Source organism: Lactivibrio alcoholicus (genome assembly GCF_055390895.1).
Genome location: NZ_AP042471.1, coordinates 1,699,744 through 1,714,622, shown reverse-complemented (window position 1 = coordinate 1,714,622; position 14,879 = coordinate 1,699,744). Strand labels below are relative to the sequence as shown.

Here is a 14,879-nt window from a genome sequence, read left to right as displayed (position 1 = left end):
CCGTTCCCTTTTCGGAAATTATTCTTTTTCCTTCGGCGTCTCGGGGTACGAAAGCCCGAGACGAGCAAGTTCGTTTTCGACGGATCTCAAGAGCTTTTCATCCTTTACGCCCTCTTTTGGGATCCGCAGGAGTATCGCGTCGATTTGATGGGAATCCCAGCATCCATCGAGACACTTCAGCCCGCACAAAGTCAGCCGAAGGGTACTTTCGGGAAATCGCTCCGGAAGCTGCAACGTTTCATTGTCCAGCAGCATCCAGATATGGGTTATGTCGCCTTGTGCGCTCTCATCCGGCGTTATTTCCGTATTCCAACACACCAAAGAGACGGCCTCGCCGAAGACCGGCTCGAGGCACGGCAGCCATCCGAGCATTATCGCCCGCTCCACCGTTTCCAGCGGCTTCAGCGTTCCGCCAAAGCGTCGTCTGACGTAGTCTTTCAACCAACCATTCCAGACTCGCGTCAGAAAGGCGGAACGTTTTTCGTCGCAGGGAACCAATTTATGCAGTTCGGAAAAGAAACACCGTGCAAAATCCTGCCGATCTTCCTGTCCGGCGTTGAGAATAAACGGAGCCGTCCAATCCGCAAGTGTTTTTTTGAACGGAACATACAGGGATCCCCAAGCGACAAATTTGCAGAAGCGTCTCTTCCGTTCCCCCAGAACCGAGTCCATATCGGGGAACAGACTCACAAAGAGGGCTTGCATCTTTTGCATGACTTCCGTATTCCTCACTGTAGGTGACAGCACCCCGTGCCATGCCTGTGTCACGCTTAGGGATTTCTTTACGCCCTTCCTCAAACGCAAACGAGGAAATAGATTCCGCTTCATCCACTCAGGGAAGAGATCGTTCCAGAGATCGAGGTTTTGAAAGAGGATGATTCGTCCCATCTTGGCCGCTTCCGATTTTCCGAAAAGCACTTCCTCAAAAAAAGTGCGGAAATCGTCAGGAGGTTCGTCAAGCGGTTTCTTTTTCCACGATTCGCTTTGCCTCCGGATAACCGCAACGACGGCCTCCGTAAGGCTACCGCCGCCGCTGCCGGATGCTTCCGCGCTCCAATCGCCCGAAACCGTAGAGGCCGTCGCTTCTGTATCTACACGACATAGTGTCCGTAGCGTCGTTTCGGCTAACGGAACGATCTTCGAAAGCAAGTCATGAGAAAGGTCAGGCGTTTTAGATGCTTTTTCAAGAAGAATCGAAGTTGCGTTGGCAGTCTCTGTGTTTTCTGCACATCCAGTCATAAGTTCAAACAGCCGCATCCACTGATCGGAGGAGATAGCAGCTCGTTCCAGACCGTAAAAAACGGCGCTTGCGAGCCTCGGAAAATCTCCGGTGCAATCCAGAAGGGCTAACGCCCATTCGAGATTGCTTGCAGCGATATCGGCAACCTTGCTCAAATATGGATTCCAGATCCAACCGCGCTCGTCCGGAAGATCGGGCAGTCGCACAAACTCCTCGACAATTTTCTCGGGCGGCAACGCAAAAAGCGAATCAAGGGCATCGGACGTGAGATGTTCATCATCTCCCGTGGTTCTCACCCACTTGAGAAAGTCAGGATGCGGTCGCGGACGAAATGACGGGGCTTTTTTCGACAACCTTTCACATGCTTCATTGATGACCGGACATGGCGAGTCAGCCTCCCGGAGCCAATAGAGAAGCGAAAGGCGCGCATCGATGCCCGCACCTTCTTCGTTTTCGATCCTCTCGACCAGCTCCCGTCGCAGAGCGGGGGCCAGCTGCGGATACGCCGACGCCAGAAAGTGATAGATCTCGTGGCGACTCTCGCGCTCGAAGACCTTGAAACGATCGAGAAACCAGCGAACCTTTTCGTCTGGAGTCCGCCCTTCCCACTTGGTGAGGACAAAGAGCGCCATTTTCCTCAGAATGATTGCATCGGACCGAAACAGATTTTCGACCAATACCTTCGTGCGTTCCGGAATATGACGAACTATTCCAAGCGCGACATCCCGTAGCGCATCCGTCAGCAGCGAAAGATATTCGTGTCGATAGAAATTATTTTCCTCGCACTCCTCTATTGATTCTCTACTGCAAGAAATTTCCAAAGAAACGTTATCGTCGAAGGAAGCTAATTGTCGTTGCATATCTTCAAGATGTGATTGCAAAATACGAACAAGGCGTTCCCAGTGAAGTCGTAATGCTTCCTCGCTATCCTCTGGAAGGAATTTCTTTCGAAGTTCCTTGAGAATGAATTCAAGTTGACTTGGAGCCGCAGGCTTTGGGTTCACTACATTACTGCCGGCGAAAAAATCATCTTCCCCAGAAAATTCCGGATCCATAACGAAACTCCTCGGTTCGAAAACGAGACGCACCTTACAGCAATGATCGAAAAGCAGAAGAAATGCCTCCGCATCTCCCGGGAAACGACAAGAACTTGTAAGGTAACACAGCAGTTCGAGGCAACATCCCGATGAAATAGTCGCCACTAGAATATTACACAATCGTCTGAAAAGAACTGGAGAAAGTCCGCTATTTGCATCTCTTCGATCTCTCCACATAGCCCGCGCTACTCCATTCCAAAGACAGGGAGACACTTCTCCCTTCATCTCCTGAAAAACGGCAAGCGCTTTTCCGGGCGAGAACACCACCTGTTCGGCATACCACTCTGCAAAAATTTCACCGGCCCCTGAGGTATTCCTTGCATTTCCATCGAAAAGCACCCGAAACGCATCAACGTTCCTCAAAATCCACGGAAGCCACTTACCCGCGTATTCTCCGACGGCCGCAGTCGTGAAAAAACGAACCATTTCTTTTCTCCGAAGCTGCCTCTGCAAATAGCTGTACTCACAGTCCATGGAATCGGCACGTGATGGACACTTCCGGGCTATTTCCGTGATTCTGTTCCGATGATCAACATAATCCGCATGTATGTACTTTCCGGTGTTTATGATCACCGGGAGAAGTTCCGCATGATGGTCTGTTCCGCTCCCCGTCGGGTAGGGTATTGCCGCGATATCCAAACTGCGCCATTTTTGACCGTTTTCCTCCAAATCGACATCGAGCACCAAAGAAAAGCGTTCCGGCAACGGACCACTCTTTTCTTGAAAACTTGTTCTGGACGGCAGCCCCCTCACCAGATACGTCAACACCGTATCGTCGTGACTGTAGCCGACAAAGAGCACCGTGTAACTCCGGAACAGGTCGAGAAGAAAGCGGCGGGCCCATCCCTCCGTCAGATAGGCCCGGCCGAAGTCCTCGTCCGTGAATACGGTTCGTCGCGGTTCGTCGTGAACCGAACCGTGAATGTGAACGATACCGGTGAAATCGCTCCCGAGCGGCAGCGCCGGCGCCGTAAAGAGCTTCGGCTCCTTCTTGTGGAGAGATCGGAATGCCGACGCGAAGAGATCGTCCATGTTCGTCGTGACGACGCGAACGTGGTCGCCATCCGGAAAGAGCTCGAGAAGCGCTTCGTGAAGCGGCGTATGCCGTACGGCTGGGTCTCCAAGGCGAGACATCGCCGCGCCGTGAATTTCGATCTTGTTCCGTTCCAGCTCTCCGAGGAAAAAGTCCGGTTGCTCTCCTTTCTTCAGCTCTCTGCCCTTCTCCTTGCCGATTTCCGCAACAAGCCCCCGAAAATTCGGCAGATTTGCGGGGGCTCCCATGGAAACGCCGGCGCCCGCAAAAACGACCAGTTTTCCCGCTTCCATACTTTCGAGCAGAGAATCGGGCAGATCGACGGACGGCGCCACCAGCATGAAGAATTCCTCCCCGGAGGATCTAAAGGAGCATAATATTCGATTTGTTTATTATAGCAATTCTTATTTCGATTCCGCACCGGACGACGAAAAAAAGAGTTCGTTGGATTCTCACGCTTCGCTGATTCCGCCCCCCGTTGCCTTCCCGCAAAACGCCGCGACGCCGCCCCCGCATCGCTTCCCCCCCCCGTGCGCCGACCCAAAAAGCTGCTACAATCACCGGTATCGCATCCGCAGAAGGGAACGCAGGGAAACCGGCGCGTTCCGTACGGCGGAGAAATATACCGGGAGGCCTTCACATGAAATTGTTCCATCGCGCGTGTGCGTTGTCGCTTCTTCTCGTCCTTTCGCCGCTTTTCGCGGGACTTCCGCCGGCGATCGCGTCGGACGAGGCGGATTCGTCCGAATGGCGATTTTCCGTGACGCCCTACGTCTGGGCGTGCGGCGTCGTCGGGACGGTCGGCGTCATGGGGCGAAAGGCGCACGTCGATCTGAGCTTCAGCGACGTCTTGGGCCACGCCGACAAGACGGGGCTTCTCGCGTTCCAAGGGTTCAAGGGGAAGCAGTATTTCTTCTTCGACGGGATGTATCTCGACGCGGCGGACACGGAGCCCTACACGCTGCACGAGGAACAGGGGGCCCTGTTCGCGGACGTCGACATCACCATGAAGCGGATGCAGGCCGCATGGGGGACGCGCGTCTACGAAAGCGACTCCGCGGCCGCGTACGCTTTCGCGGGCGTCCGCTACTGGGGCCTCACGAACCGACTGACCTTCCGGACCGAGTCGGTCACGCTCAAGAGCTACAAGGACGACGAAAGCTGGATCGACCCGATCGTCGGCGTCCGCTTCGAAAAACAGCTCTCGCCCACGCTGTCCTTCATCGGGATGCTCGACGCGGGCGGGTTCGGCGTCGGATCGGATTTCACGTGGGAGGCCATGGCGGACTTTTCCTGGCGGATCTCGAAACGGTTCTCGATCGAACTGGGCTACCGGTATCTCTATCTGGACTACGAAAAGAACGGCTTCGTGATGGACACGTACAACGACGGGATCTTCATCGGACTGAACTGGAGCCTCTGACGCCCCGGGGGCGATTCCGAAAGGACGTGATTGCGGTGACGAACACGCGATACCCCCAAGTGAAACTTGCGGGAACCCCGAAAGAACGCGGACGGCTCTACGGCGGCGCCTGCCGCTCCATGATCGACGCGAGCGTCCGGAACTACGCGGACATGTTCGCCGCCTTCAGCGAAATCTCGTGGGAGAGCGCGAAGGCCCTGGCTCTCGACTACCTTCCGTTCATCCGTGACTACTGCCCCAAGGCCGTCGGGGAGATGGAAGGGATCGCCGAAGGCTCGGGGCGGGATTTCGGCGACATCCTCGCCCTGAACGTCCGGAGCGAGATCGTCCTCGACCGGTGCGTCGACGGCTGCACGGCGTTCGGCGTCTCGCCGGTCGCGTCCGCCGATGGCAGTACCTACGTCTGCCAGAACTGGGACTGGATCCGCCGCCAGCGGGATTCCGTCGTCGTCGTGACGCTCGAACAGCCGCCGGAGCCCACGCTCACGATGATCGCGGAGGCCGGGATGGTGGGCGGCAGAGGGCTCAACGACGCGGGGCTCGGGCTCTGCTTCAACGCCCTGAGCACCGGGAGGGGCGGGCCGGGCGTTCCCGTCCACATTCTGCTCCGGGGGATCATGGACTCCCGGACGCTCTCCGACGCGGTCCAGAGCGTCGCACTCGCGAAGCGGGCGAGCTCGGCCAATTTCGTCGTCGGGACGTCCGAAGGAGAGATCATCGACATCGAGGCGTGCCCCGAGGACTACTGGGTGTTCTACGCGGAACGCGGGTGGCTCGCGCACACGAACCACTTCACGGCCCCGAACCTCGTCGGCCGCGTCCCGGACACCGGGAAGACGATCCTGCCCGACACGTTCCAGCGGCTCGGGCGCATCGACGTCCTCCTCTCGGCGAGCGAGGGGTGCGTCGACGTCGACCGCTGCGCGGAGCTCCTCTCCGACCACGCGAACCATCCCGATTCGATCTGCCGCCACGAGGACCCGCGCGACCCGGAGGGAAAGCGTCTCGCGTCGGTCTACTCAATGATCATGAACCTGACGGAGCGGACCATCTGGCTCAGCGATTCAAACCCCTGCAAGCGCGCGTTCTCGGCGTATTCCGCTTCCGCCCGAAGCGGCGAATAGGGGCGATCCGCCCGGGGACATCGCTCTAGAAGTACGTTCCCTTGGTGCGGTAGTTCTCCCGGCGTTCGGCCGCCAGCTTTCGGGCAAACACGTCGAATTCGTCCCTTTTCTCCCGGTACAGGGCTTCGAAGTCGCGCGCGGACTGCGGCAGGATGATCAGGAGCGCCTTCTTCTCCACCTCGTCGAGAACGTACGCGACCGCCTCGTCGACGCTGATGGAGTCGGGCGGCGGCGTCAGGCCGCCGAAGATCGGCGTGACGACGTTGGCGGGGCAAAAGACGCTGAAGCGCAGCCCCTCGGGCTCCAGCTCGTAGTGCAGACTCTCCGTCATGGCGATGACGGCCGCCTTGCTCGCGGCGTAGACCGCCTGATACGGGACGGGGATCCGCCCCGTGATCGATCCGGTGTTGACGATGTGGCCGAAGCCCTGCTCCCGCATGACCGGAATCGCGGCGTACGTCCCGTGGACCACGCCCATCACGTTCAGGTCGAGGATGAACCGCCAGATCTCGAACGTGATCTTTTCCGTCGGAAGCGTCATCCCCATCCCCGCGTTGTTGAACACGAAATCGAGATGCCCGTCGAACGCCTTCGCGCTGCCGACGAGTCCGGCGACCTGCTCCTGCTTCGTGACGTCGGTGCATACGGGAACGACCCGGCCCGGATAGTCGCGGTTCAGCCGGTCGGACTCCTTCCGGAGGTTGCCCTCCTTCAGGTCGCCCATGAAGACGGCCTTCGCGCCCTTCGAGAGCAGGCGCTCGGTTATCCCCAGCCCGATGCCCGAAGCCGCCCCCGTCACCACCGCCACTGTGTCCTCGTAATATCCGCCCACGATCCTCGTCCTCCTTCCCTACGGCAACATTCTCGAATCGCCGACGTTGAGCCGCGCAACGCCCCGGAACATCGACGCGCCGAGGCTCCGGACGACCGGAAGGTCCGCCAGCGTTCCGATGATTCTCCACTGCAGCGGGTGCTGTTCGTACGAGGGCTTCGTCCACCGGATCGCGCCCTCGCCCGTCCACGCGCGGTTCACCCGCATCTCCTGCGGATAGAGCGTCGCGTGGCTCAGCGCCGCGCCGCCCTTCCCGAGGTTCGGAAGATAGCGCCAGCCGAAGAAGTTGACTTTGGAATTTTCGTTCATGACCGCGACGTCGCGTTCGGGCAGCTCGCCCTTCGACGTGAAATCGAGCGCCAGGAAGCCGAAGCTCTCGAAGCTCGCGGACGTGAACCAGCGGTCGCCGATGTGCCGTTCGGACGCGATGTCGGCGAAGACCTTGGGCATTCCGTCCTCCTCGCGGCCGCCGATGATCGGGCAGGCCTTGTTCTCCCAGATGACGAAGACGTACTCCCCTTCGAGCCCCTCGGAATTTCCCATGTACCGGACGGGCGCGGAGATCTGTATGAGCCGGTACTCGCCCCCCGCCATCCACTCGACGTCGCGGGCGTTGGCGTACTGGACGGACACGGTCGGCCCGCGGAGCTCGAACGCTTCCGGAATGAGGGGCAGCAACGCATCCGGCTCGGTCTCGAACCGGACGTTGATGCCGGACATGTCGCCATACACCGTCCGCACGGGATAGAACGGATGTCCCCCGAAGTGGACGGGCATGCTGTAGACGAAATCCTCCTGGAACACGAACCTGCCTCTCACGTGCTTCACCCCCTGTTTGGAATGAAAACGATACTCCCGGCCGGGAAGCCGCACGGTCCGTCGATGGCGGCCCGCCCGGAATTGTATATTTTGTGGCCGACGCAATATTTTCCTTCAATGTGTCGTTTTTTATGCTAATTATAGTCTTTTATGAGATGCAACGAAACATAGCGGCGGTCGGGCGGACGGAAGGGGCGTCTTCGGGCAGGCGATCGGGGCGGAAGTCGGTCGGGCCGTCGAATGCGGCGGAAGCGCCGTTTCACACGCCGGGGGGAAGCTTGTCCTCCATCAGACAGCGCAGATTCATGGTTTCGCCGTCGACGACGAACGTTCCGTCGCCGACGGCGTGGAAGGTGCGCCGTTCCTTCCGGGCGGCGTCGATCCACGCCCGTACGCCCCTCAGAAGGACGATGCTTGGTCCCTCGACGTAATCGGCCACGCGGCATTCCAGACAGGCGAGGCATTCGGCGACGAGCGGCGCGCTCACGTCGGCGGCCGGCAGAGGCGTCAGTCCGAACTCCCGGAACTTGTCGACGTTCGCGCCGGAGCAGTCGCCGATGCGGATCGCCGTTTCCGCGATGTCGACGGTCGGTACGGCAAGGACGCATTCCTTCGTCTTCATCAGCGCGCGGAACGAATGGTTCCACGGCCCCGTCGTGATCGCCAGCGCCGGGGTGAAGTCCGTCACCATATGCCAGGTGATCGTCATCAGGTTCTTCCTTCCGCCGTCATTCGTGGCGACCAGAATGACCGGCCCCGGCTCGAACAGCATGAACGCCTTTTCAAGCGGCAGCTCCGCAAAGCCCATGAAATTCCGCACCCCTTTCGTGTGGGTTTTCTCCCAGCCTTCGCAGGGCGATCATAAGTGACGGCGCGATTGTCGAGGACGCGCCGGAGCGAAAGTTGATCGGGAACGACCAGTGTGGAGGATCCGAAGGACTCATCCGCCGCATGGACTCCGGGACTCCCCGAACGCCGGTGCGAATGTGCACTATACTCTTCTCGATCTCGTGAGCCTCGAAGCACCGGAAAGGAGTTCTTGCGGAAATGATTCGGGAGACGAACACCCACTACGGGACCGGCGAAGCCGTACTCCGGGAAACGACGTGCAGGGCCGCCCTGAATCCGACGGGCATCCCGGGCTTCGACTATTGCATGAACCCCTACACGGGCTGCACGCACGCGTGCATCTACTGTTACGCGTCTTTCATGTGTCGTTTCACGGACCACCGCGAACCCTGGGGCGAATTTCTCGACGCGAAGGCCAACTTCCCGGAAGTCCTCGCAAAACAGCTCGACAGCCGGAGAAAGCATCCGGAGGGGCGCGTCCTCATCGGCACGGTGACGGACGCCTACCAGCCGGCCGAGGAGCGCTTCCGCCTCACGGCTTCGAGCCTCGAACTCCTCGCGGAATACCGTCTCCTCGACGTCCACATCCTGACGAAGTCGGACCTCGTTCGGCGAGACATCCCCATCCTGCTCCGAATCCCTAAGCGCGAGGTCGGGTTCACGATCACGACGATGGACCGGAGCGTCTCCGACATCCTCGAACCCGGCGCCTCTCAGCCGGAGCGACGTCTCGCGGCCGCGGCGGAGCTTCTCGGCTCGGGCGTCGCCGTCTGGGTCTTCATCGCGCCGCTGCTGCCAGGGCTGACGGATACGGAAGAGGCCCTCGCGGCGACCTACGGGGCGCTTCGCAATGCCGGAATCGCCTCGATCCGGCTGGATCGCCTCAATCCGTACTCCGGCGTTGTCCGACGCCTCGAGGACATCTATCGGCGACGGTTTCCGCAGGCGACCGAGGCCCTCGAGGAATACCTTCGGCACCCGAAGGACTACAGGAGAATCGTGGCGGAACGACTACGACGAGTCGGCGCGTGAGGGCGACACCCTTTCGTCTCCCGACCGTCTCAATCCAATCACAGGAGGATTCGACATTGAAGAAGATCATCAACGCACTTCCGGACATCGTGAGCGACATGCTCGACGGCGTCGCCTGCGCGCACCCGGAAACGCTCAGGCGGCTCGATGGATGGAACGTCATCGTCAGAAGGGAGATCCGCCCGGGCAAGGTGACGCTCGTGAGCGGCGGCGGAAGCGGACACGAACCCGCGCAGGCGGGGTACGTCGGGAAGGGAATGCTCGACGCGGCCGTGTCGGGCGAGGTCTTCACGTCCCCGTCCCCGGACCCGGTCAAGGCGGCGCTCGACGCGATCCGGACGGACGCCGGAACGCTCATGATCGTCACGAACTACTCCGGCGACGTCATGAACTTCGAGATGGCCGCGGAACTCGCCGAAATGGACGGAATGAAGACGCGGAGCGTCGTCGTCAACGACGACGCGGCCGTCATGGACAGCACCTACACGACGGGGCGGCGCGGCATCGCGGGGACGATTCTCGTCCACAAGATCGCCGGAGCGCTGGCCGAGCGCGGCGCGGACCTCGATGCCGTCGCAACGGTCGCACGGAAAGTCGTCGACAACGTACGGTCGATGGGCTTCGCGCTCTCGCCCTGCACCGTTCCCGCGAACGGGCGTCCGGGGTTCGACCTCGGCGACGGCGAGATGGAGTTCGGGCTCGGAATCCACGGGGAGCCCGGCATCCGTCGGATGGGAATCGAAAGCGCCGATTCCCTGGCGGAGCGGATCTGCACCGCCCTGTTCGACGACCTTCCGTTCCGGAGGGGCGACCGCGTCGCCGTCCTCGTCAACGGGCTCGGAGGGACGCCGCTCATGGAGCTGTACATCCTCAACCGTTCGGTCGCCGCGCTGTGCCGCGGTCGGGGGCTCGCCATAGCGAAGACGTACGTCGGGAACTTCATGACGTCGCTCGAAATGGCGGGGGCGTCCGTGACGCTCCTGCGGCTGGACGACGAACTCGAATCGCTGCTTCTCGACCCCGCGGACGCGCCCGCGTTCCGGCAGCGGTAAGGGAGTCGCAGGGAAAACGTCGTCGCGACGCACGCCATGTCGGTTCACCGGGACCAGTTCTCGTGGCTGACCGGCAACCTGTTGAGTTCGTTCCGGAAGGTCTTCCAGTGGGGCACGAGCCGATCCATGAGCGCGATGAACCGGGCGTTGTGCGTTGGCTCCACGAGGTGTGCCATCTCATGGGCGACGACGTATTCCAGAAACTCGCGCGGCTTGCGGGGTGTGTTCCGGACGTTTCCTGTCGCCGCCGCTCGCGGCCGGCAGCTGGAAGTCAAATATCCTTTGTGTCATAATATCCCGACTTCTCCGGCGCAGAGCGAAAAAAAACGGGCGGCGGGTGACCCGTCCCTCCGTCCTTATGATACACGGTCCGAAAACAGAGCCTCGAGAGGAGAGAATGTCCAATGAGGAAATGGCTATGGGTATTGAGTGTCGTCGCCATCGCAACCGTATTGCCGGTTCCGATGGCGCGGGCGGTGGATTCCGGCAGGGAAGCGACGCTCGAAGCCGCGTATCAGCGACTCACCAAAGCGATGGATCCGGACGACATGAAGAAGCTCTACTCCCTGCTCGACCGGATGAAAACGGCAGGGCTCGTCTACGACGAGCGACTCGTCGTCCCGGAGAGGAACGTCGTCGCGTGCAAGACTCCGGAACAGCTTCACGTCCTGTGGGGAATCATGGCGATGGATGCGACGTACGCGCTCCTGTTCGAAAAGAGCCCCGAACGCTTCGTGGCCGAGGGAAAGAAACTCGAGGAGCGCATCGCGTTCCCGCGCGACGTCCTGAAGCAGGAGAGCGTCGTGATGAACAGGGACGAGAAGGTCGACAAGTCGGTCGCCTTCACGCTCGCGATGCTGAAGACCGCGAAGACGGACCCCGTCGTGCTGAACATGTTCGTGGGAGGATTCTACGGCAGTACGATCGAACTGTTCCACCTGTTCTGCTCCCTCGGACTCGCGACGGGCGTGACGAAAGAATATCTCGAGCTCGTCAACGTCCACGTTCCGCAGCTCGCGCTGGCGAAAGAGATCCTCGACGCCTACTCCGATAACGGAGAGCTGACGAAACTGCTGGATACGGACAACAGGAGGCGGGTTATTTCCTCAATTATCGACATCATCGGCGCGAAACTCGGGAAACTGACGGAGGGTGACCTCGGGCGGATTCTGGAGATCATCGGCGCCGTCCGCGATCCTCTCGTCGCGGCCTGCAACTGACGCTCCGCCACGGGGTGCGGCCCGTTCTCCGGACCGCACCCCGTGAACCGCATTCATGACCGTCACCGAAATCGTTCTCAACGGCATTCTGAATCTCTTCGCCCTTCAGGCGGCGACGCTGCCCGAGGCAGTCCTCCCCCTTGCGCGCAAACGAGCGGCCTCCTATCTCCGCGATCATCTCGGTCTCGGGGAACCCGCCCCGTATCTCGCGCTGTACGATACGGTCCTCGAAATTCACCACACCGACGCGGGGCGCCACTCGACGGAACAGGCGCGATCCGTCGCTTCGGGACTCCGCTCCTCGCTGGCCCGGGACGGACAGTATCAGGTCGTCGTGGTTCTCGCCGACATCGAGGCGCTCGGAGAAGAGGCCGCGCCGTCCGCCGTCCGGGACGGCGTTATCGACGCGTTCGAGATTCCACGCGCGTTCGCGGGAGAATATGCCATCCTGTCCGCCCCGTCTTTTCCATGGGACGGCGCGGCGCTTTCGGAAAACTTTCTTCTTCCCGGGGAAAATCCGACCGGCAGCGCGCGCGTTCTGCGCCGCCCCCTTCACAGGAACGCGTTCGCGATTCTGCGTACCGCGGACGGTCCGCTGTTCCTCCGGAGTTCGTGCAGCGACCTTCAGCTCGACGGCGCGCCGCTTCCGTCCGGATCCGTCCGGGCGCTGAAACCGGGTTCGGTCCTCTGCGTTTCAGGCGACCGGATCCACTTTCCGGAGATCGCCGCGGCATTCTCCGCCGCGCTCGACGCGGGCGAGATTCCCGTTCTCAGAGCCGAGGGGCTCGACTTCCGGTATCCGGGGTCCGACGATGCCGGGCTCCACGACTTCAGTTTCTCCGTCTCCGGGGGCAATCTCGTCGCGATCATGGGGGGCAGCGGCTCCGGAAAGACGACGCTCCTCTCGCTGCTCACGGGCAAGTTGCGTCCCAGGGCCGGAAGGCTCCTGCTGAACGGCCGCGACGTGACCGACGGCTCCATGGCGCACACGGGAATCCTGGGGTACGTTCCCCAGGACGATCTGCTTTTCGAGGATCTCACCGTTTTCGACAACCTCTATTACTGCGCCCGCCTCAGCCTTCCGGGCCTCGACGACGCCGGGCTGCGCCGCCGGTGCCTCGCCCTGCTGGACGAGCTGAATCAGCTCGACATCGCAGAAATCCGGGTCGGAAGCCCCCTCGACAAGACCATAAGCGGCGGGCAGCGGAAACGTCTCAACATCGCGCTCGAACTCATCCGGGAGCCGGCCGTCCTCCTCGTCGACGAACCGACGAGCGGACTGTCCTCCGCGGACTCCGCGAACGTGGTCTCACTCCTGAAGGCCCAGACGGCCAGGGGAAAAATCGTGATCGCCGTCATCCACCAGCCGTCCGGCGAGGTGTTCAGGATGTTCGACCGACTCTGGATGCTCGATGCCGGAGGCCGTCCCATCTTCGACGGCAACCCCCTCGACGCGCTCGTCTATTTCCGGACGGCCTCGTACCGCGCCGGCAACGAGGAATTCGCCTGCCCGCGCTGCGGACACGTGAACCCCGAGCAGATCTTCGACATCGTCGAGGAACGGACGGTCGACGCGCGGGGGTTCCCCACGCGGATACGGAAGACGACGCCGGAGGAGTGGAACCGCCTGTACGTTCGGGAGAGGGAAAGAAGGGAAGCTCCCGGGCCGGAGCCGATTCCGGCGGAAAGCGCCTCGGCAAAACCCGCCCCGGCGGAACCGGCCGGGAAGCGCGCCGCGCCTTCCCTGCGCGAACAGTTCGCGGTCTTTTTCCTCAGGACGGCCAGGAGCCGGATCGCCAACACGGGCTACCGAATGGCCGCGACACTGGAGCCTCTCATTCTGGCACTGGCGGCGGGCTTTCTCTTCCGGGGCTTCCGGGGCGCGGAGTACGTGTTCAGAAACAACGCCAACGTGCCGGGGTATTTCTTCATCAGCGCCGTGATCGCGGTCTTCCTCGGCATGGCGCTCGCGGCCGACGAGATCAACGGAGACCGCAAAATCCTCGAACGGGAACGGCTTCTCGGACTCGACCGTCGATGCTATCTCGCGTCCAAGGCCTTCTGGCTCCTTCTCGTGTGCGGTCTCCAGACGGGGCTCTACGCAACGCTGGGCAATCTCATCCTCGAAGTCCCGTCTATGGGGCTCTGGACGTGGATCATCCTCTTCAGCACGTCCGTCTCCGCCGCAATGCTGGGGTTGATCCTCTCGGACGCGATCCCGTCGCCATCGGCGATCCACATCATGATCCCCGTGCTGCTCGCGCCCCAGATCATTCTCGGCGGGGCCGTCATTCCGTTCGACGATCTCCTGCCCTCCGGCGCGGGCAACCGGAATGTCCCGATCATCGCCGACGTCATGCCGACGCGATGGGCCTACGAAGCCCTCATGGTGCAGCACTATCGCGGGAACCCGTTCAACGCCCCCCTCTTCGGGGACGATACCGTCGCCAAGCGGCTGGACTTCCTCATCGGCGTCCACCTGCCCGAACTCCGGGGGCTTGCGAGCTACCCGTTCGTCCCCTCGACGACGCCGGACGACGGGGAAATCGCCCATCGCCTCTCCGTGCTTCGCAACGAACTGGACGCCCTGTCCCGCGAAACCGGAATCCCATGGCGGGATGACGGCGTCCCCGAATCCGACCTGACGCCGGACGCATATACGAAGGAGATCCGGCAGCGCGTCTTCGCGCACCTGAAACGGGTCGAACGCCTTCTGAAAACCGAGAGGGACGAGGCCGTCGCGCGCCGGAACGCCACTGAAGACACGGTCCGGAAGAGGCTCGGAAACGCGGGATACGACCACTTCATGGACATGAACTTCAACAAAGAAACGGAGAAGCGCCTGTTGGGAATCACGTTCGACGACCGGATCGTCATCTCCGGATCGAGGCTCGTGAGCAGGGTGTTGCCGATCGCGACGCCCCCGGAGTCGTGCTTCGGACGGGCCCATCTCTTCGCTCCCTTCAAGCGGCTGGGAGATCGCGACATTCCGACCCCCGCGTTCGACGTCGGGGCCCTGTGGCTCCTCTCGGCGCTCTTCTACGGAGCCCTGTCGCTCCGCGTTCCGGAGCGCGCCGCACGCTTCCTGACGCTGGCGTTCAGCGGAAAATCGCCAACGCGCGCCAAACGACGTCTTACGGTTCCGTGACCTTCCGGCG

General features: G+C 61.3%; 11 protein-coding genes. 6 read left to right on the top strand and 5 right to left on the bottom strand.

The genetic code is table 11. The annotated features are described in order from the left end of the window. Nucleotides 1-18 precede the first annotated feature (18 nt). Nucleotides 19-3,711 carry a DUF4020 domain-containing protein gene (locus ACZ5IU_RS07890; RefSeq protein WP_464421668.1) on the bottom strand — a complete coding sequence of 1,231 codons (3,693 nt, stop codon included), beginning with the start codon at nucleotides 3,709-3,711 and terminating at the stop codon, nucleotides 19-21. Nucleotides 3,712-4,010: 299 nt separating this feature from the next. Here ACZ5IU_RS07890 and ACZ5IU_RS07885 point away from each other — a divergent pair, with 299 nt between their 5' ends. Both ACZ5IU_RS07885 and ACZ5IU_RS07880 read left to right on the top strand, forming a co-directional pair. Continuing rightward, nucleotides 4,011-4,793 (top strand): hypothetical protein, encoded by a 783-nt coding sequence (locus tag ACZ5IU_RS07885; RefSeq protein ID WP_464421666.1) that lies wholly within the window; start codon nucleotides 4,011-4,013, stop codon nucleotides 4,791-4,793. 35 nt (nucleotides 4,794-4,828) lie between these two features. Continuing rightward, nucleotides 4,829-5,917, top strand: coding sequence for a C45 family autoproteolytic acyltransferase/hydolase (locus tag ACZ5IU_RS07880; protein ID WP_464421664.1), 1,089 nt, complete (start codon nucleotides 4,829-4,831; stop codon nucleotides 5,915-5,917). A gap of 25 nt (nucleotides 5,918-5,942) precedes the next feature. On the opposite strand, the gene ACZ5IU_RS07875 is transcribed toward ACZ5IU_RS07880, so the two are convergent. From ACZ5IU_RS07875 to ACZ5IU_RS07865, 3 genes are all read right to left on the bottom strand, one after another. Next, nucleotides 5,943-6,749, bottom strand: coding sequence for an SDR family NAD(P)-dependent oxidoreductase (locus ACZ5IU_RS07875; RefSeq protein WP_464421662.1), 807 nt, complete (start codon nucleotides 6,747-6,749; stop codon nucleotides 5,943-5,945). Between the two features lie 18 nt (nucleotides 6,750-6,767). Continuing rightward, a complete protein-coding gene (locus ACZ5IU_RS07870; RefSeq protein WP_464421660.1) occupies nucleotides 6,768-7,568 on the bottom strand; it encodes an acetoacetate decarboxylase family protein in 801 nt (266 codons plus the stop codon). 259 nt (nucleotides 7,569-7,827) lie between these two features. After that, nucleotides 7,828-8,376 (bottom strand): flavin reductase family protein, encoded by a 549-nt coding sequence (locus ACZ5IU_RS07865; RefSeq protein ID WP_464421658.1) that lies wholly within the window; start codon nucleotides 8,374-8,376, stop codon nucleotides 7,828-7,830. Between the two features lie 239 nt (nucleotides 8,377-8,615). Here ACZ5IU_RS07865 and ACZ5IU_RS07860 point away from each other — a divergent pair, with 239 nt between their 5' ends. After that, nucleotides 8,616-9,449 carry an SPL family radical SAM protein gene (locus ACZ5IU_RS07860; RefSeq protein WP_464421656.1) on the top strand — a complete coding sequence of 278 codons (834 nt, stop codon included), beginning with the start codon at nucleotides 8,616-8,618 and terminating at the stop codon, nucleotides 9,447-9,449. A gap of 56 nt (nucleotides 9,450-9,505) precedes the next feature. Next, nucleotides 9,506-10,501, top strand: a complete 996-nt coding sequence (dhaK, locus tag ACZ5IU_RS07855) for a dihydroxyacetone kinase subunit DhaK (RefSeq protein WP_464421654.1) — start codon at nucleotides 9,506-9,508, stop codon at nucleotides 10,499-10,501. A 44-nt stretch (nucleotides 10,502-10,545) separates the two neighbouring features. Here dhaK and ACZ5IU_RS07850 read toward each other — a convergent pair whose 3' ends face one another. Further along, complete coding sequence (locus tag ACZ5IU_RS07850) at nucleotides 10,546-10,665, bottom strand: hypothetical protein (RefSeq protein WP_464421652.1); 120 nt, start codon at nucleotides 10,663-10,665, stop codon at nucleotides 10,546-10,548. Between the two features lie 240 nt (nucleotides 10,666-10,905). Here ACZ5IU_RS07850 and ACZ5IU_RS07845 point away from each other — a divergent pair, with 240 nt between their 5' ends. Beyond that, complete coding sequence (locus tag ACZ5IU_RS07845; RefSeq protein ID WP_464421650.1) at nucleotides 10,906-11,721, top strand: hypothetical protein; 816 nt, start codon at nucleotides 10,906-10,908, stop codon at nucleotides 11,719-11,721. 55 nt (nucleotides 11,722-11,776) lie between these two features. Next, nucleotides 11,777-14,869: an ATP-binding cassette domain-containing protein gene (locus ACZ5IU_RS07840; protein ID WP_464421648.1), complete on the top strand. Its 3,093-nt coding sequence runs from the start codon at nucleotides 11,777-11,779 to the stop codon at nucleotides 14,867-14,869. Nucleotides 14,870-14,879: the final 10 nt, after the last annotated feature.